This is a genomic window from Phytobacter cepae (genome assembly GCF_054165735.1).
Window position 1 is genome coordinate 1,147,776 of sequence record NZ_CM135107.1, and the last position, 17,135, is coordinate 1,164,910.

Consider the following 17,135-nt stretch of genomic DNA (forward strand, 5'->3'; position numbering starts at 1 on the left):
CGGCCTACGGTTCGAGGTTTTGTAGGCCCGGTAAGCGAAGCGCCACCGGGCGTTTATCTACAATCAGAACATCACCTGCCCGCCGGTGACGTTGATGGATTGACCGGTGCAATAGGCGGCTTTCGGGCTTGCGTAAAACAGCAGCACGTTCAGCACATCCTGGTAATCACAGCCGCGCTTTAACGGCACTTTGTCGATGTAATGCTGTTCGACCTCCTCCGCGGCAATGCCCAACTTGCTGGCGTATTGCGGAATGAGGGACTGGAACATCGGCGACTTCAGCAGGTTGCCGAGCATCAGTGAATGCACGGTAATGCCGTACTCTGCCAGATCCAGCGCCAGTGATTGCGTTAGCCCCACACCACCGAACTTGGCCGCGCTGTAACCCGAGTTGTGCTTGCTGCCGACTTTGCCGGATTTGGAGTTTATTTGAATAATGCGTCCCTGAATGCCATCGCGAATCATCAGGCGCGAGAACTCACGGGCGCACAGGAAATAGCCCACCAGATTCACCTGCAGCGAGCGGTCAAAATCCCCGAGCTGCACGTCGCTGATAAACCCCGCCTTGGCGATGCCGGCACTGTAGACCAGCAGATCCACGCGACCAAAAATTTCATCGACTCCGCGTGACAGTGCGAGCACGCTCTGCTCGCTGGTGGCATCGGCGCCAAAACCGTAGGCCATCCCATCCCCATACTCGCTGTTGATCTCCTGGGCGGTGGCGGCGGCTTTATCACTCTGAATATCCACCACTGCAACGCGGTAACCCTCTGCGGCCAGCCCACGGCAGAGGAACGCACCGAGCGTCTGCCCTCCACCAATGACAACGGCAACCTGTTTCATACCTTTCTCCTTACGACTTAAGCGACAAATTTCAGTGTGCAACCGGGGGTGATGCCTGCCGGCACCTCTCCTGCAACATGTACCGTGCCGGGATATTCCGCCTGCGTCTGTCCATCGAAACACAGGGTGATATGCCCAAGCTCACGTAAATTCAGCTCCGCCACGTCGCCTACAGCGGTGACCGGGTAGCATTGATCGCCCAGTTCAAACTGCGCGCCGGGCCGCAAGGCCCCCGACAGCTCGCCGTGACAATGAATAAAGCAAAACTCGGCCACATCGGCGGGGGCACCTTCGCGGAAGGTGATCAGCATCCGGTCGCTGAGGGCATCGCGTGCGCACTCGCCAATCTGGGTAATGGTGGTTTGATAGATCACGCTCATGAATAACCTCTTATTGATAAATAAAGCCGGAAACAAACCAGGCAATCAGCACCGTCGGCGCACCGGTTAAGAAGCGGCTGACCAGCACGGAGGGGACACCTACGCGTACCGTGTCCTGGCGGGCTTCTGCCAGCGAAAGACCGACGGGGATAAAGTCACATGCCGCCTGAGCGTTAATGGCGAACAGGGCGGGCAGGGCGAGGTGCGGGGGAATATTGCCCTGACCGATCTGCACACCAATCAGCACACCGATAACCTGCGCGATGACCGCGCCCGGGCCGAGGAACGGCGACAGCAGCGGGAAAGAGCAGATCAGCGCCAGCGTCACCAGACCCAAAGGATGACTGGCGAGCGGAGCCAGCCCGTGGGCTATCCAGTCGCCGAGGCCGGAGGCCATGATTATCCCGATGAGTGCCGAGACGAAGGCCATAAACGGCAGGATGGTTTTCAGCACCGTGTCGATAGTGTCGCGCCCGGCCTGAAAAAGGACCGCAACGGCGGAGCCCATCCCCATGCCGACTTTCGCCAGCAGACCGTCGCTCTGTTCGGTGATTTTTTTGCTGCTGTCGTAATCGCGCCCGGCGGTGTCACGCTTCACCGGCTGCGGGGTGGCCGCGCCATCCTGCCAGTAAATGTTCTCTTCCTTGACGCCGGAGACATAAATATCTTCAAGGATGTACTGCGCCAGCGGGCCGGACTTTCCTGTGGCGTGAATGTTCACGGTAGGAATACGGCGTTTGGGGTAAATGCCGCAGCGCAGAGTACCGCCGCAGTCAATGATGGCGACGCCAATTTCCGCTTCGGCGGGTTCACCCTCTTTAAAACCATCGACGGCTTCCCAGCCGGTCATTTGCGCGAGTTTGTCGACGATTGCCGGACGCGTGCCCGCGGTGATGTAAACGATCTTCTTGTTGACGCGGGTATCGAGCACCAGCGGGCCGCCCCAGCCGCCCGTTCCCTTTTCAATCACAATATGGCTCATGATGTTGCTCCGGCGAGATGCACGTTTTTCTCAAGCTGAATGCCCATTTTTTTCTCGAAAATCGAGGTGGTGAGGTCAGTGACCCAGCCACGGAAGAAGTTGGTGACCAGACCGACCAGTAAATAGCTCACTGCCAACGGGCCCAGCGGCAGGCCGAGCGTCGTCAAGCCATTCGCAATGCCCAGGTAAACAAAGAGTTCGCCGGGGTTGATATGCGGGAAGAGGCCGTTCATTGAGTGGCAACTGTAGGAGGCGGCCGCGTAGTAGCTGGGTTTGTAACGCTCGGGCATAAAGCGCCCCAGGCTCAGCGTCATGGGGTTACAGAAAACAAAGGTGCCGACGCAGGGCAGCAGCAGATAACGCGTAATGGGATTCCCGGCGCAGCGCTGGGCCAACTGCTCAATACGGTGCTGACCGATAAAGTTAATCAGGGCGTTCATGATAACCAGCAGGCTAATCAGCAAGGGCAAAATACCGGTGACCATTCCGGTAAACACTTCCCCCCCTTTCTGAAACAGCCCGATGAACCACTCGGCACCATGGGAAATGGTTTCGATCATTGTTCTCTCCTTCAGGATCGTTTGTTGTTGTGTAGGTGGCGCATATAATAATCACTTTGAAAGGTTTAAAAGTGTTATTTAGATCTCAATATGAAAGATAAATTGATCATTGTGAAAGATTTGGTGGGGTGAAGGGTTTTGAAAAGCAGAAAAAGGAATTTTCAGACAACGGAATGAGGAGCGGAAGATGATGATGCTTCCTTGTGCAAGGCCGTATGTTTTACCATAATTCTTCCTCGTCGATGGTCTTGTTAAATGGATGTCTCATGTTTAAGCGTCGTTACGTAGCGCTTCTCCCCGCGCTCGTCTTACTTGCCGCCTGCAGCAGCAAAACTCAGCAAACCGAAGCCTCGGTGCCCGCACCGACAACCGGCACCCCGTCCGGCGGGTTCTTGCTTAAACCGCAACACAATGTCACCGTGATGGGCGGCGATTTCGCCAACAATCCCGCGGCTGAAAAATTCATCAATGACATGGTCAGTAAACACGGATTTGACCGTCAGCAATTGCACGAAATTATCTCTCAGGCGAAGCGGCTGAACTATGTGCTCGACCAGATGGATCGCCAGGCCCCCAGCACTGCCGGGCCGACCGGTCCGAACGGCGCATGGCTGCGCTATCGCAGTAAATTCATCACCCCGGATAACGTGCAGAATGGCGTCGCGTTCTGGAATCAATATGAAGATGCGTTGAACCGCGCCTGGATGGTCTACGGCGTGCCGCCGGAAATCATCGTCGGTATCATTGGTGTGGAAACGCGCTGGGGCCGCGTGATGGGCAAAACCCGAATCCTTGATGGACTGGCGACGCTGGCCTTCAACTACCCGCGCCGTGCGGACTATTTCGCCAGCGAACTGGAAACCTTCCTGTTAATGGCGCGTGACGAAAGTGACGATCCGCTTGAGCTGAAAGGCTCCTTTGCCGGCGCGATGGGCTACGGTCAGTTTATGCCGTCGTCTTACAAACAGTACGCCGTGGACTTCAACGGTGATGGGCACATCAATCTTTGGGATCCGGTCGATGCTATTGGCAGCGTGGCCAACTACTTCAAAGAGCATGGTTGGGTGAAAGGAGATGAGGTTGCGGTGAAGGCGAACGGGCAGGCGCCGGGGCTGGAGAATGGCTTTAAAACCAACTACAGCGTGCCGCAGCTGATGGCCGCTGGATTAACGCCGCAGCAGCCGCTGGATAATCATCAACAGGCCAGCCTCCTGCGCCTGGATGTGGGAACGGGATACGAGTACTGGTTCGGTTTGCCGAATTTCTACGTCATTACCCGCTATAACCACAGCACGCAGTATGCGATGGCGGTCTGGCAGCTTGGTCAGGCCGTTTCCCTGGCGCGTATCCGCTAATTCTGCTCCCCTCCCTCGGGAGGGGACGGAAACATTTCGACAAACTCCTCACGCAAACTTCGTTTTACTTCATTCTCACATCTGATTATTGTTATGTTATAACATATTGAGGTGTGTGATGACGGATAGAACGCTTTTCTCCTGCTCTGGCTGGTTGCGGCTGGGGCTGTCAATCGTGCTGCTCGCAGGGCTCTGGTTGCTGACGGCATGGGCGGTGGCGCTGCCATGATTGAACTTGACCATCTGGTGGCAGGCTACGGCGCGCAGGCCGTCACGCCTTCGCTTTGCGGCGTGGTAGAGCGCGGCAGCATGACGGCGATTGTCGGTGCTAACGGCTGTGGAAAATCAACCTTACTGAAAACCCTGGCCGGCGTGCTCGCGCCGGTAAGTGGTGCGCTCCGCTGGTCTACATCACGGCCAGCCATCGGCTGGTTGGCCCAGCGCCAGACGCTCGATCCCTGTTTTCCGCTGACCGTGCAGGATGTGGTGAGCATGGGAAGCTGGCCGCGTATTTCGCTGTTCCGGGCCCTGAATCGGCGGGCACGAATGCAGGTGTCCGTGGCGCTGGAGCGCGTCGGGTTGCTGGCGATGGCAGGCACCCCCATTGACGCCCTCTCCGGCGGCCAATTTCAGCGCATGCTCTTTGCCCGCATGTGGCTGCAACAGGCACCGCTGGTGATGCTGGATGAGCCCTTCACCGGGGTGGATGAAGTCACCAGCCAACTGCTGATGGAGCACATTGTGGCGATGCATCAGCAGGGGCAAACCATTCTCGCTGTCCTGCACGACAGCGAGCGCGTATCGCGCTATTTCCCGCAGACGCTGCGTCTTGACGGCGTGAGCGCCAACTGGGGCGCTACCTCTTTGCAGACGCACGAGGGCTGCCTGGCATGATGTGGCATCTCTTTTTTCAGCCGTTTGTTGAGTTTGGTTTTATGCGCCGTGCGCTGGTGGTCTGCCTGGCGTTGTCTGTCAGCACCACGGCACTGGGTGTTTTTCTGCAATTACGCCGCATGAGTCTGATGGGGGATGCGCTGTCGCACGCCATTTTACCGGGGGTAGCGGTGGGCTTCTTATTGAATGGCATGTCTTTGCTGGCGATGAGCCTGGGCGGATTTATCGCCGGGATCGTGGTGGCGCTGGTGGCGGGAATGATCAGCCGTCGCACGCCGCTGAAGGAGGATGCCAGCTTTGCCGGTCTCTATCTCACCTCTCTCGCCCTGGGCGTCACCCTGGTCTCCCTGCGTGGCTCCAGCGTCGATCTGTTGCATTTACTGTTTGGCTCGGTGCTGGCGGTGGACAGCGATGCTGCGCTTTTTGTTGCGGGCGTCGCCAGCCTGACGCTGCTTTGTCTGGCGCTGTGTTATCGCGGTTTTGTCAGCGAAGCCTTCGACAGCGCCTTTTTACAGATTAACTCGCCTCGGCTGCCCGCGCTTTTCCACAGCCTGTTTCTGGCTCTGCTGGTACTGAATCTCGTGGCCGGTTTCCAGGTACTGGGCACGTTGATGGCGGTGGGGGTGATGATTTTACCGGCCGTGGCGGCACGCTGCTGGGCGCGGACGCTACCCGGATTATTACTGTTTGCAGGCATCACCGGGGCGATGTGCGCATGGCTGGGCCTGAGCCTCTCATGGGGGGCGGGTCTGCCAGCCGGGCCATCCATTGTACTCACGGCGAGTGGTGTATTTATTTTTTCGATTTTATTCGGCGCGCGCAGCAGCTTGCGGGCACAAAAATCAGGCAAGGGGACAGGATGAAAAAAACAAGAGTGGTGCTGGCGTTGGCTTTCGGGCTTATGACGCAAGGGGCAATGGCAAAAACGCTGAACGTGGTCGCGAGCTTTTCAGTGCTGGGTGATATCGCGGCGAAAACCGGGGGCGAGCATGTGAACGTCACCACCCTGGTGGGGCCGGACGGTGACCCGCATACCTTCGAACCCAGTGCGAAAGACAGCGCGCTGCTCAATAAAGCGGATGTGGTGGTGGTCAACGGACTTGGGCTTGAAGGTTGGCTCGACCGGTTGGTCAAAGCGTCCGGCTTTAAAGGTACGGTGGTGGTGGCTTCCGAAGGGGTGAAAACACATACCCTGGAGGAAGAGGGCAAAACGGTCACTGACCCCCACGCCTGGAACAGTGCGGCAAACGGTGCCCTTTATGCGCAAAATATCCTGGCGGCGCTGGTGAAAGCGGACCCGCAGGATGAGGTGGCTCTCAAGGCCAGTGGGCAGAAATACATTGAGCAGATTCAACAGCTTGATAGCTGGGCAAAAGGGCAGTTCAGGGGTATTCCACAGGAAAAACGTAAAGTGCTGACCAGCCATGATGCCTTTGGCTACTTCGGTCGCGCCTACGGTGTCACCTTCCTGGCCCCACAAGGTCTCTCGTCAGAAAGTGAAGCCAGTGCACAGCAGGTTGCAGGCTTAATCAAGCAGATAAAAGCAGACGGGGTGCACACCTGGTTTATGGAAAATCAGCTTGATCCGCGGCTGGTCAAACAGATAGCGACAGCCACTGGCGCACAGCCAGGCGGGGAGCTGTACCCCGAAGCGTTGAGCAAGAAAGGGGGCGAAGCAGAGACCTATACCCAGGCGTTTCGCCATAATGTCGAAACCCTTGTCAACAGCATGAAATAAGGATCGAAAGCCAGCGCACGCTGGCTTTTTTCTGAAGCCTCCTCGTAAATTCATCACCTCGTCCCCACCTTTGTCCTGAAAGTGCTATCTTTCTGCCACGGTTTTGGCATGACAGGAGTCTTCATGACGGACAATGAAATGATGCAATTAAGCGAGCGTGTGGGTCTGGCGTTGAAAGCGCGGGGCGCAACGCTCACCACCGCCGAGTCCTGTACGGGCGGCTGGGTGGCGAAGGTAATCACGGATATTGCCGGTAGCTCTGCCTGGTTTGAACGCGGTTTTGTCACCTACAGCAATGAAGCCAAGTCGCAGATGATTGGCGTTAAGCCGGAAACACTGGCGGCCCATGGCGCCGTCAGTGAGCCGGTAGTCGTGGAGATGGCAGTCGGTGCGTTGAAGGCGGCGCGAGCAGATTATGCCGTTTCCATTAGCGGCATTGCCGGGCCGGAAGGGGGCAGTGAAGATAAACCCGTTGGAACCGTGTGGTTCGGCTTTGCCTGTGTGAATGGACAGGGGATTACGCGTCGTGAATGCTTTGAGGGAGACCGGGAATCGGTGCGCCGTCAGGCCACGTCGTATGCCTTAAAAACGCTCTGGCAACATTTTCTACAAAACACTTGATACTGTATGACCATACAGTATAATTGCGGCATCAGATCAGAAATTCACGGCGAAGCATAGCGCTTCACCTTGCATGACAGGAGTAATAATGGCTATCGACGAAAACAAACAGAAAGCACTTGCGGCCGCGCTGGGTCAGATCGAAAAGCAATTCGGTAAAGGCTCCATCATGCGTCTGGGTGAAGACCGTTCTATGGATGTGGAGACCATCTCTACGGGTTCCCTGTCTCTGGATATCGCGCTGGGTGCGGGCGGTCTGCCAATGGGCCGTGTCGTCGAAATTTACGGGCCGGAATCTTCCGGTAAAACCACGCTGACGCTGCAGGTTATCGCCTCTGCACAGCGCGAAGGTAAAACCTGTGCATTTATCGATGCGGAACACGCGCTGGACCCTGTCTATGCACGTAAACTGGGCGTTGATATCGACAACCTGCTCTGTTCTCAGCCGGACACCGGTGAGCAGGCGCTGGAAATTTGTGACGCGCTGGCGCGTTCTGGCGCGGTCGACGTTATCGTGGTCGACTCCGTTGCGGCCCTGACGCCGAAAGCAGAGATCGAAGGTGAAATCGGTGACTCTCACATGGGCCTCGCGGCACGTATGATGAGCCAGGCGATGCGTAAGCTGGCGGGTAACCTGAAGCAGTCCAACACCCTGCTGATTTTCATCAACCAGATCCGTATGAAAATTGGTGTGATGTTCGGTAACCCGGAAACCACCACCGGTGGTAATGCACTGAAATTCTACGCATCTGTTCGCCTGGACATTCGTCGCATCGGGGCGGTGAAAGAAGGCGATAACGTGGTGGGCAGTGAGACCCGCGTTAAAGTGGTGAAAAACAAAATTGCTGCACCGTTTAAACAAGCTGAATTCCAGATCCTTTACGGTGAAGGCATCAACTTCTACGGTGAGCTGGTTGACCTTGGCGTGAAAGAGAAGCTGATTGAAAAAGCGGGCGCCTGGTACAGCTACAACGGCGATAAAATCGGTCAGGGTAAAGCGAATGCGACCAACTGGCTGAAAGAAAACCCGGCAACGGCAAAAGAAATTGAGAAGAAGGTGCGTGAAATTCTGCTCAGTAATCCGAGCGATAAACCGGACTTTTCTGTTGATGACCGCGGCGACGACGCCGAAGAAACCAACGAAGATTTCTGATAATCTGAACGACAATCAAGGGCTGCTGATGCAGCCCTTTTGCTATTTGGAGACAACAGGATTTAGCCATGTCTGAAAACGAACCCCGTCGCTCCGATTATGCTCGCTTGCTCGATCGCGCATTACGCATTCTGGCGATGCGTGACCATGGGGAAGCCGAGTTACGACGCAAGCTTACCGCACCTGTCATGAGTAAGAATGGCCTCGAAAAAGTGGAGGTCAGCCAGGACGATCTCGACAACGTCATTGAGTGGTGCAGCGAAAATCGCTATCTCGATGATGAACGCTTCGCCCGGCAGTTTATTGCCAGCCGCAGTCGCAAAGGGTATGGGCCCGCGCGTATCCGTCAGGAGTTGGGGCAGAAAGGGCTGTCACGGGAGATCGGTGAAAGTGCGATGCGTGACTGCGATATCGACTGGAGTGAACGGGCACGAGAGCAGGCCCAGCGTAAGTTCGGCGAGCCTCTGCCGACGCAGTTTGCCGAAAAAGTTAAAGTGCAACGCTTTTTACTCTATCGCGGCTATTTACTGGAAGATATTCAGGAAATCTGGCGAAATTTTACCGATTGACCGCATACGGGATTTTACTTCGTAGTAAAGAAAACTTATCTTATTCCCACTTTTTCCAGTAGCGGGTTGCTGCCCGTCGAAGGGTAGCAACCCGCTGCGACATTTCGTTAGCTTGATTCCAGGATAATTATGAGCAAGAGCACCGCTGAGATCCGTCAGGCGTTTCTCGACTTTTTCCATAGCAAGGGTCACCAGGTAGTTGCCAGCAGCTCCCTCGTGCCAAATAACGACCCTACTTTACTGTTTACCAACGCCGGGATGAACCAGTTCAAGGATGTATTCCTTGGCCTCGATAAGCGTAATTATTCCCGCGCCACTACCGCACAGCGCTGCGTTCGTGCGGGTGGTAAACACAACGACCTGGAAAACGTCGGTTACACTGCACGTCACCATACTTTCTTCGAGATGCTGGGCAACTTCAGCTTCGGCGACTATTTCAAACATGATGCCATTCAGTACGCGTGGGAGCTGTTGACCGGTGAGAACTGGTTCAACCTGCCGAAAGAGCGTCTGTGGGTCACCGTGTACGAGACCGATGACGAAGCTTACGAAATCTGGGAAAAAGAAGTCGGTATTCCTCGCGAGCGTATTATCCGCATCGGCGACAATAAAGGCGCAGCCTTCGCCTCTGACAACTTCTGGCAGATGGGCGATACCGGGCCTTGCGGCCCATGCACCGAGATCTTCTTTGACCATGGCGACCACATCTGGGGCGGTCCTCCGGGAAGCCCGGAAGAAGATGGTGACCGCTATATCGAGATCTGGAACATCGTCTTTATGCAGTTCAACCGCCAGGCTGACGGCACCATGGAACCGCTGCCGAAGCCGTCCGTGGATACCGGTATGGGCCTGGAGCGTATTGCCGCCGTGCTGCAGCACGTGAACTCTAACTACGAAATTGATCTGTTCAGCAAATTGATTAAATCCGTTGCTGAAGTGACTGGCGCAACCGATCTGGGCAATAAGTCCCTGCGCGTGATTGCTGACCATATCCGCTCCTGTGCCTTCCTCATTGCTGATGGCGTCATCCCTTCCAACGAAAACCGTGGCTACGTTTTACGCCGCATTATTCGTCGTGCGATTCGCCACGGGAATATGCTGGGCGCGAAAGACACCTTCTTCTTCAAACTGGTCGGTCCGTTGCTGGATGTGATGGGCTCTGCGGGCGAAGAGCTGAAGCGCCAGCAGGCTCAGGTTGAGCAGGTTCTGAAAACCGAAGAAGAGCAGTTTGCACGCACCCTTGAGCGTGGTCTGGCACTGCTGGATGACGAACTGTCGAAGCTGAAAGGCGATACGCTGGATGGGGAAACGGCCTTCCGTCTGTATGACACCTACGGCTTCCCTGTCGATCTGACCGCGGATGTCTGCCGTGAGCGCAACATCAAAGTAGATGAAGCGGGCTTTGAAGCCGCAATGGAAGAGCAGCGTCGTCGTGCGCGTGAATCCAGCGGCTTTGGTGCTGATTACAACACCCTGATCCGTGTTGAGGGCAGCTCAGAGTTTAAAGGCTACGACCACCTGGAGCTGAACGGTAAAATTACTGCACTGTTTGTGGACGGTAAAGCCGTGGACGCAGTGAGCGCCGGTCAGGATGCGGTAGTGGTTCTGAACGAGACACCGTTCTATGCTGAATCCGGTGGCCAGGTTGGTGATAAAGGCGAACTGAAGGGTAACGGCTTTGCCTTTACCGTGAACGATACCCAGAAATATGGTCAGGCCATTGGTCATATCGGCAAAGTGGTGTCCGGTTCGCTGAAAGTGGGCGACGGTGTGAAAGCCGAAGTCGACGAAGCTCGTCGTCTGCGCATTCGTCTGAACCACTCTGCAACGCACCTGATGCATGCCGCTCTGCGCGAAGTGCTGGGCACGCATGTTGCACAGAAAGGCTCGCTGGTGAATGACAAAGCGCTGCGTTTTGACTTCTCCCATTTCGAAGCAATGAAACCGTCAGAAATTCGCGCGGTTGAAGATAAGGTGAATGAACAAATTCGCCGCAATCTGCCCATCGAAACCAATATTATGGATATCGATGCCGCTAAAGCGTCGGGCGCTATGGCACTGTTCGGTGAGAAGTATGACGATCGCGTGCGCGTTCTGCGTATGGGCGATTTCTCTACCGAACTCTGTGGTGGCACGCACGCATCGCGCACGGGTGATATTGGCCTGTTCCGCATTGTGTCGGAATCCGGTACTGCGGCAGGTGTGCGCCGTATCGAGGCGGTAACCGGGGAAGGCGCGATTGCTGCACTACATGCTCAAAGCGATCAACTGCATGACATTGCCCAGCTGCTGAAAGGCGATAGCGCTAATCTGGGCGATAAAGTGCGCGCTGCACTGGAGCGTTCACGCCAGCTCGAAAAAGAGCTGCAGCAGTTGAAAGAACAACAGGCTGCCCAGGAAAGCGCAAGCTTGTCTGGCAAGGCTGAAGAGATCAACGGCGTCAAACTGCTTGTCAGCGAGCTGGCTGGCGTTGAACCGAAGATGCTGCGCACGATGGTTGACGATCTGAAGAATCAGTTAGGTTCTGCGGTTATCGTACTGGCCACGGTAGCAGAAGGTAAGGTTTCTCTGATTGCGGGTGTGTCTAAGGATGTGACCGACCGCGTTAAAGCAGGGGAATTGGTTGGCATGATTGCCCAGCAGGTGGGGGGTAAAGGCGGTGGTCGTCCGGACATGGCGCAAGCCGGCGGTACGGATGCAGCAGCGTTGCCAGCCGCTCTTGCCAGCGTTAAAGGCTGGGTAGGCGCAAAACTGTAATAATTACAAAGCGAATGCAGTCGCCATAGCCTTGTGGCTATGGCGTTCTTGCCACTACGCTATTGAAAACGATAAAGTCAGGTTGAAGTTGTGTATATCGGCTAAACTTACTTATAACAGAATGTAATGCCGTGACTGCTTACACTTTACGTGTTTGTCATCGCTTACTTTTTGGCGTTATATGATGGAGAATGCCGGGATACAGAGAGACCCGACTCTTTTAATCTTTCAAGGAGCAAAGAATGCTGATTCTGACTCGTCGAGTTGGTGAGACCCTCATGATTGGGGATGAGGTCACGGTGACTGTTTTAGGGGTTAAGGGTAACCAGGTACGTATTGGTGTTAACGCCCCTAAAGAAGTGTCTGTACACCGTGAAGAGATCTACCAGCGTATCCAGGCTGAAAAATCGCAACAGTCCAGTTTTTGATTATACCGCGTCTCGCCCCCCGGCGAGACGCAACACGCTTCGAAGTATTCCTCCTGCATTATGACCTTTTCATTTCGCCCTTCACTGATATATTCCTTCCTGGGCTGTTTTCGACGCTCTGCATGAACAGGTACATGCGCTAAAAATTTGCTGATAAAACATCCTTTTTGCGCTTTTAAGCGACGAATTGTCTGCGAATTGTGCAAACGATTCAGGTGCTGGAAAAATTGTTTGACTTATAAGTCCCAGAAAGTAATATGTGCGCCACGCAGCGACGATGAGCAGAAACAAGTTCTTCGAAGCACTCGTAAGAGGCGTGTGTGGTGAGGTGGCCGAGAGGCTGAAGGCGCTCCCCTGCTAAGGGAGTATGCGGTCAAAAGCTGCATCCGGGGTTCGAATCCCCGCCTCACCGCCATTTTGCATCCGTAGCTCAGCTGGATAGAGTACTCGGCTACGAACCGAGCGGTCGGAGGTTCGAATCCTCCCGGATGCACCATCTTCTTTGAGATAACAGCACTACTGTTGTTTCATGGTCTGCGAGATAATCGACAGGGCAAGAGAAGATAAAGTCGTTTCAGCAGCGACATGTAGGGCGAACGAAGTCAGCCATCCTTTTGGATGCACCCTCTTTTATCTGGTGTTATTTTAGTAATGGCATCAGGTATCAGTAGTAAAGCAGTAATCCTGATGCATCCGTAGCTCAGCTGGATAGAGTACTCGGCTACGAACCGAGCGGTCGGAGGTTCGAATCCTCCCGGATGCACCATCTTCTCCGAGATAGCAGCAAAACTGTTGTTTCATGGTCTACGAGATAATCGTTAGCACCAGGGAGGATAGCGCTGCGTTAGCGGCGACCCGTAGGGCGAACAAAGTGAGTCATCCTCCCGGATGCACCATGTTACGCAACACGTGATATCAGTAATACCTCAGCATTTCCCGATGCATCCGTAGCTCAGCTGGATAGAGTACTCGGCTACGAACCGAGCGGTCGGAGGTTCGAATCCTCCCGGATGCACCATCTTCTCCGAGATAGCAGCAAAACTGTTGTTTCATGGTCTACGAGATAATCGTTAGCACCAGGGAGGATAGCGCTGCGTTAGCGGCGACCCGTAGGGCGAACAAAGTGAGTCATCCTCCCGGATGCACCATGTTACGCAACACGTGATATCAGTAATACCTCAGCATTTCCCGATGCATCCGTAGCTCAGCTGGATAGAGTACTCGGCTACGAACCGAGCGGTCGGAGGTTCGAATCCTCCCGGATGCACCATCTTCTCCGAGATAGCAGCAAAACTGTTGTTTCATGGTCTGCGAGATAATCGTTAGCACCAGGGAGGATAGCGTCGCGTTAGCGGCGACCCGCAGGGCGAACAAAGAGAGTCATCCTCCCGGATGCACCATCTTCTAACAAACCTGCTGTTTCATGCGTTTCCCCCTCTAAATACATCATCGCTAATTCTCAAAACATCCCCACTCAGTCATTCCGTTAACAGCGACAAAAATCCTTGTTTACGTTAAAGTAACGTTCCGTTATCCGGTTTGTGAGAACATGATGTACGAACGTTATGATGGTCTGATTTTCGATATGGATGGCACTCTCCTGGATACCGAACCCACCCATCGTAAAGCATGGCATGAGGTGCTTGGGCATTACGGTCTGCGCTACGATTTTGACGCCATGGTGGCATTAAACGGTTCGCCAACCTGGCGCATTGCGCAGTCTGTTATTGAATTCAACCAGGCCAGTCTCGACCCTTACGCACTGGCACGTGAAAAAACCGATGCGGTTAAAGCAATGCTGCTTGATACCGTGCGTCCTTTACCACTGATTGAGGTGGTCAAGGCGTGGTATGGTCGTCGTCCGATGTCCGTCGGTACCGGTAGCGAAACCGCGATTGCCGAAGCGCTCCTGGCACACCTTGGCCTGCGTCACTACTTTGACGCGGTTGTCGCTGCAGATGATGTGAAAAACCATAAGCCTGCCCCGGATACCTTTTTATTATGCGCTGAGCGTATGGGGGTGGATCCAACCCGTTGCGTTGTGTTCGAAGATGCGGACTTTGGTCTGCAGGCAGCGCGTGCGGCAGGTATGGATGCGGTGGATGTGCGCGTATTGTGAGTGACCTGCTGTCACTCTCCTCTTTATTCGCCAGCAGCTTCCTCAGCGCCACCTTGCTACCCGGCAATTCTGAGGTGGTGCTGGTCGCGCTGCTGCTGTCTGGCGCGAGTCAGCCCTGGCTGCTGGTATTAATAGCAACAATGGGTAATAGCCTTGGAGGGCTGACAAACGTTATTCTTGGGCGTTTCTTTCCATTACGTGAAACATCACGCTGGCAAGAAAAAGCGACAGGTTGGCTAAGACGCTATGGTGCAGCCACACTGTTATTAAGCTGGATGCCTGTTATAGGCGATTTGCTGTGCCTGCTGGCGGGATGGATGCGCATCTCCTGGGGGCCGGTGGTATTTTTTTTGTGCCTTGGAAAAGCGATACGCTATGTGCTTTTGGCCATCGTAACGCTGCAGGGTATGACGTGGTGGCACTAATTGGACTGAGTGAGTGACCTTTAATCGTCAACCATTACAATTATGCTTAATAAAATGATTATTACAGGCGGGAGGTCAATTTGATCCCGGACGTATCGCAGGCACTGTCCTGGCTGGAAAAAAATCCTCAGGCTCTTGAGGGGATTCAACGTGGTCTTGAACGCGAGACACTGCGCGTTAATGCGGATGGCACCCTGGCGACAACAGGCCATCCACAGTCACTGGGCTCAGCGTTGACCCACAAATGGATTACAACCGACTTTGCCGAAGCATTGTTGGAATTTATTACGCCTGTTGATGGTGATATTCAGCATATGCTGACCATCATGCGTGATGTTCACCGCTTTACGGCACGTGAAATCGGCGACGAACGCATGTGGCCGCTGAGTATGCCGTGCTATATCGAAAATGGTCAGGATATTGAGCTGGCGCAATATGGCAGCTCTAACATTGGCCGACTGAAGACGCTGTACCGCGAAGGATTGAAAAACCGCTATGGCGCGCTGATGCAGACGATTTCCGGTGTGCATTATAACTTCTCGCTGCCCATGGCGTTCTGGCAGGCGAAGTGCGGTGATACCGATAAAGAGTCGGTCTCCGCAGGCTATTTCCGCCTGATCCGTAACTATTACCGCTTTGGCTGGGTGATCCCGTATCTGTTTGGCGCCTCACCGGCTATCTGTCCCTCATTCCTGCAGGGTAAACCTACCACGTTACCGTTCGAGAAGACGCCGGGTGGTATGTACTATCTGCCGTATGCGACCTCACTGCGCTTGAGCGACTTAGGCTACACCAATAAATCGCAAAGCAATCTGGGGATCACGTTTAATAACCTCGACGATTACGTCACGGCCCTTAAACGTGCTATCAAAACCCCTTCTGAAGAGTACGCGAAGGTCGGCCTTGAGAAAGACGGTAAGTATTTGCAGATTAATACCAATATCCTGCAGATCGAAAACGAACTGTACGCACCGATTCGCCCGAAACGCGTGACCCGCAGCGGTGAAACGCCTTCAGAAGCTCTGCAGCGTGGCGGTATTGAGTATATCGAAGTACGCTCCCTGGACATTAATCCGTTCACCCCAATTGGCGTGGATGAGCAGCAGGTACGCTTCCTGGATCTGTTTATGGTCTGGTGTGTACTGGCAGATGCGCCGGAAATGAGCAGCGATGAACTGTTGTGCACGCGAACAAACTGGAACCGTGTGATTCTGGAAGGACGCAAACCAGGCCTGACCCTGGGCATGGGATGTGAAGCCGAACAGTTCCCGCTTCAGCAGGTCGGTAAAGATCTGTTCAGCGATCTGAAACGTGTTGCGCAGATCCTTGATGGCCTTTATGGCGATAATCATTACGAAAAGGTCTGTGCAGAGCTGGTGGCAAGTTTTGATGACCCGGAGCTGACTTTCTCGGCACGCATACTGCGATCTATGCTTGATCAAGGTATCGGTGGGACAGGTAAGTCACTGGCAGATAGCTACCGTACCATGCTGCGCGAAGAGCCGTTGGAAATCTTGCGCGAAGAAGATTTCAGAAAAGAGTGCGATGCATCCTGGGCACGACAGAAAGAGGTCGAGGCGTCGGATACAGAAACATTCGAGGCGTTACTGGCAAGACACGCCTGACAGAAAAGAAAAAGGCCACATTACTGTGGCCAAAATATTCATCTCTAAATCAGGGATGATGATAACAAATGCGCGTCTTTCATATACTCAGACTCGCCTGCGTTCGAAGAGTTCATTTTATTTTTAAAAAAATCACTGTGGAGGTGACTAAATGCCATTGTTGGATAGCTTCACTGTCGATCATACCCGTATGGAAGCGCCTGCAGTCCGTGTTGCTAAGACTATGAACACGCCGCATGGCGACGCCATCACCGTATTCGACCTGCGTTTTTGTGTGCCTAACAAAGAAGTGATGCCTGAAAAAGGTATTCACACGCTGGAGCACCTGTTTGCTGGCTTTATGCGCGATCATCTCAACGGTAACGGTGTCGAAATCATCGATATCTCGCCGATGGGCTGCCGCACCGGTTTCTATATGAGCCTGATTGGCACGCCGGACGAAGCGCGCGTCGCTGACGCCTGGAAAGCGGCCATGGCCGACGTGTTGAAGGTGAAGGAACAGAACCAGATCCCGGAGCTGAACGTCTATCAGTGTGGCACATACCACATGCACTCTCTGGCTGAAGCGCAGGACATCGCCCGTCATATCCTCGACCGCGACGTACGCGTAAACAGCAATGACGAGCTGGCGCTGCCAAAAGAAAAACTGCAGGAACTGCACATCTAGTGCACCTTTTCCCTCTCCT

The 17,135-nt window shown here is 54.4% G+C and carries 17 protein-coding genes and 5 tRNA genes; 18 read left to right on the forward strand and 4 right to left on the reverse strand.

Annotated features, from left to right (window positions below):
- Positions 1–63: 63 nt before the first annotated feature.
- The 4 genes from srlD to srlA are packed head-to-tail and all read right to left on the reverse strand — an operon-like array spanning position 64 to position 2,765.
- Positions 64–843, reverse strand: coding sequence for a sorbitol-6-phosphate dehydrogenase (gene srlD / locus ACUY4Q_RS05395; RefSeq protein WP_458046054.1), 780 nt, complete (start codon positions 841–843; stop codon positions 64–66).
- A gap of 17 nt (positions 844–860) precedes the next feature.
- Positions 861–1,223: a PTS glucitol/sorbitol transporter subunit IIA gene (gene srlB, locus ACUY4Q_RS05400; RefSeq protein ID WP_458046055.1), complete on the reverse strand. Its 363-nt coding sequence runs from the start codon at positions 1,221–1,223 to the stop codon at positions 861–863.
- Positions 1,224–1,233: 10 nt separating this feature from the next.
- Positions 1,234–2,205, reverse strand: coding sequence for a PTS glucitol/sorbitol transporter subunit IIB (srlE, locus tag ACUY4Q_RS05405; RefSeq protein ID WP_458046056.1), 972 nt, complete (start codon positions 2,203–2,205; stop codon positions 1,234–1,236).
- Complete coding sequence (srlA, locus tag ACUY4Q_RS05410) at positions 2,202–2,765, reverse strand: PTS glucitol/sorbitol transporter subunit IIC (RefSeq protein ID WP_458046057.1); 564 nt, start codon at positions 2,763–2,765, stop codon at positions 2,202–2,204. Before srlA ends, srlE begins: the two co-directional genes overlap by 4 nt.
- A 266-nt stretch (positions 2,766–3,031) precedes the next feature.
- Between srlA and mltB the strand changes: the two genes are divergently transcribed.
- The 18 genes from mltB to luxS all read left to right on the forward strand — a co-directional run bounded on the left by mltB (position 3,032) and on the right by luxS (position 17,116).
- Positions 3,032–4,120, forward strand: a complete 1,089-nt coding sequence (mltB, locus tag ACUY4Q_RS05415; RefSeq protein ID WP_458046058.1) for a lytic murein transglycosylase B — start codon at positions 3,032–3,034, stop codon at positions 4,118–4,120.
- Positions 4,121–4,345: 225 nt separating this feature from the next.
- Entirely contained in the window at positions 4,346–5,014 is a 669-nt protein-coding gene (locus ACUY4Q_RS05420) for a metal ABC transporter ATP-binding protein (RefSeq protein ID WP_458046059.1), read from the forward strand.
- Positions 5,011–5,877: a metal ABC transporter permease gene (locus tag ACUY4Q_RS05425; protein ID WP_458046060.1), complete on the forward strand. Its 867-nt coding sequence runs from the start codon at positions 5,011–5,013 to the stop codon at positions 5,875–5,877. Before ACUY4Q_RS05420 ends, ACUY4Q_RS05425 begins: the two co-directional genes overlap by 4 nt.
- Positions 5,874–6,752, forward strand: coding sequence for a metal ABC transporter substrate-binding protein (locus ACUY4Q_RS05430; protein ID WP_458046061.1), 879 nt, complete (start codon positions 5,874–5,876; stop codon positions 6,750–6,752). Before ACUY4Q_RS05425 ends, ACUY4Q_RS05430 begins: the two co-directional genes overlap by 4 nt.
- A gap of 123 nt (positions 6,753–6,875) precedes the next feature.
- On the forward strand, positions 6,876–7,373 hold the full coding sequence (gene pncC, locus ACUY4Q_RS05435; protein WP_458046062.1) for a nicotinamide-nucleotide amidase: 498 nt from the start codon (positions 6,876–6,878) through the stop codon (positions 7,371–7,373).
- Positions 7,374–7,461: 88 nt separating this feature from the next.
- Positions 7,462–8,526, forward strand: a complete 1,065-nt coding sequence (gene recA, locus ACUY4Q_RS05440; protein WP_458046063.1) for a recombinase RecA — start codon at positions 7,462–7,464, stop codon at positions 8,524–8,526.
- A 68-nt stretch (positions 8,527–8,594) separates the two neighbouring features.
- Positions 8,595–9,095 (forward strand): recombination regulator RecX, encoded by a 501-nt coding sequence (recX, locus tag ACUY4Q_RS05445; RefSeq protein ID WP_458046064.1) that lies wholly within the window; start codon positions 8,595–8,597, stop codon positions 9,093–9,095.
- A 129-nt stretch (positions 9,096–9,224) separates the two neighbouring features.
- Positions 9,225–11,852 (forward strand): alanine--tRNA ligase, encoded by a 2,628-nt coding sequence (gene alaS, locus ACUY4Q_RS05450; protein WP_458046065.1) that lies wholly within the window; start codon positions 9,225–9,227, stop codon positions 11,850–11,852.
- A 242-nt stretch (positions 11,853–12,094) separates the two neighbouring features.
- Entirely contained in the window at positions 12,095–12,280 is a 186-nt protein-coding gene (csrA, locus tag ACUY4Q_RS05455; protein ID WP_002434672.1) for a carbon storage regulator CsrA, read from the forward strand.
- Between the two features lie 322 nt (positions 12,281–12,602).
- Positions 12,603–12,695: transfer RNA gene (locus ACUY4Q_RS05460), tRNA-Ser, on the forward strand.
- A 4-nt stretch (positions 12,696–12,699) separates the two neighbouring features.
- Positions 12,700–12,776, forward strand: a tRNA-Arg gene (locus ACUY4Q_RS05465).
- 193 nt (positions 12,777–12,969) lie between these two features.
- Positions 12,970–13,046 (forward strand) — tRNA-Arg (locus tag ACUY4Q_RS05470).
- 175 nt (positions 13,047–13,221) lie between these two features.
- A tRNA-Arg gene (locus ACUY4Q_RS05475) sits at positions 13,222–13,298 on the forward strand.
- 175 nt (positions 13,299–13,473) lie between these two features.
- Positions 13,474–13,550 (forward strand) — tRNA-Arg (locus ACUY4Q_RS05480).
- Positions 13,551–13,832: 282 nt separating this feature from the next.
- A complete protein-coding gene (gene yqaB / locus ACUY4Q_RS05485) occupies positions 13,833–14,399 on the forward strand; it encodes a fructose-1-phosphate/6-phosphogluconate phosphatase (RefSeq protein ID WP_458047265.1) in 567 nt (188 codons plus the stop codon).
- Complete coding sequence (locus ACUY4Q_RS05490; protein WP_458046066.1) at positions 14,396–14,824, forward strand: YqaA family protein; 429 nt, start codon at positions 14,396–14,398, stop codon at positions 14,822–14,824. The genes yqaB and ACUY4Q_RS05490 overlap by 4 nt, the downstream gene beginning before the upstream one ends.
- A gap of 80 nt (positions 14,825–14,904) precedes the next feature.
- Complete coding sequence (gene gshA, locus ACUY4Q_RS05495; RefSeq protein WP_458046067.1) at positions 14,905–16,449, forward strand: glutamate--cysteine ligase; 1,545 nt, start codon at positions 14,905–14,907, stop codon at positions 16,447–16,449.
- A 151-nt stretch (positions 16,450–16,600) separates the two neighbouring features.
- Positions 16,601–17,116: an S-ribosylhomocysteine lyase gene (gene luxS, locus ACUY4Q_RS05500; protein ID WP_458046068.1), complete on the forward strand. Its 516-nt coding sequence runs from the start codon at positions 16,601–16,603 to the stop codon at positions 17,114–17,116.
- The last annotated feature ends 19 nt before the right edge of the window (positions 17,117–17,135 follow it).

What these genes read in the sequence shown, in the direction of transcription:
- srlD (WP_458046054.1), bottom strand. Translation starts at nt 843, where the DNA reads ATGAAACAGGTTGCCGTTGTCATTGGTGGAGGGCAGACGCTCGGTGCG.
- srlB (WP_458046055.1), bottom strand. Translation starts at nt 1,223, where the DNA reads ATGAGCGTGATCTATCAAACCACCATTACCCAGATTGGCGAGTGCGCA.
- srlE (WP_458046056.1), bottom strand. Translation starts at nt 2,205, where the DNA reads ATGAGCCATATTGTGATTGAAAAGGGAACGGGCGGCTGGGGCGGCCCG.
- srlA (WP_458046057.1), bottom strand. Translation starts at nt 2,765, where the DNA reads ATGATCGAAACCATTTCCCATGGTGCCGAGTGGTTCATCGGGCTGTTT.
- mltB (WP_458046058.1), top strand. Translation starts at nt 3,032, where the DNA reads ATGTTTAAGCGTCGTTACGTAGCGCTTCTCCCCGCGCTCGTCTTACTT.
- ACUY4Q_RS05420 (WP_458046059.1), top strand. Translation starts at nt 4,346, where the DNA reads ATGATTGAACTTGACCATCTGGTGGCAGGCTACGGCGCGCAGGCCGTC.
- ACUY4Q_RS05425 (WP_458046060.1), top strand. Translation starts at nt 5,011, where the DNA reads ATGATGTGGCATCTCTTTTTTCAGCCGTTTGTTGAGTTTGGTTTTATG.
- ACUY4Q_RS05430 (WP_458046061.1), top strand. Translation starts at nt 5,874, where the DNA reads ATGAAAAAAACAAGAGTGGTGCTGGCGTTGGCTTTCGGGCTTATGACG.
- pncC (WP_458046062.1), top strand. Translation starts at nt 6,876, where the DNA reads ATGACGGACAATGAAATGATGCAATTAAGCGAGCGTGTGGGTCTGGCG.
- recA (WP_458046063.1), top strand. Translation starts at nt 7,462, where the DNA reads ATGGCTATCGACGAAAACAAACAGAAAGCACTTGCGGCCGCGCTGGGT.
- recX (WP_458046064.1), top strand. Translation starts at nt 8,595, where the DNA reads ATGTCTGAAAACGAACCCCGTCGCTCCGATTATGCTCGCTTGCTCGAT.
- alaS (WP_458046065.1), top strand. Translation starts at nt 9,225, where the DNA reads ATGAGCAAGAGCACCGCTGAGATCCGTCAGGCGTTTCTCGACTTTTTC.
- csrA (WP_002434672.1), top strand. Translation starts at nt 12,095, where the DNA reads ATGCTGATTCTGACTCGTCGAGTTGGTGAGACCCTCATGATTGGGGAT.
- yqaB (WP_458047265.1), top strand. Translation starts at nt 13,833, where the DNA reads ATGTACGAACGTTATGATGGTCTGATTTTCGATATGGATGGCACTCTC.
- luxS (WP_458046068.1), top strand. Translation starts at nt 16,601, where the DNA reads ATGCCATTGTTGGATAGCTTCACTGTCGATCATACCCGTATGGAAGCG.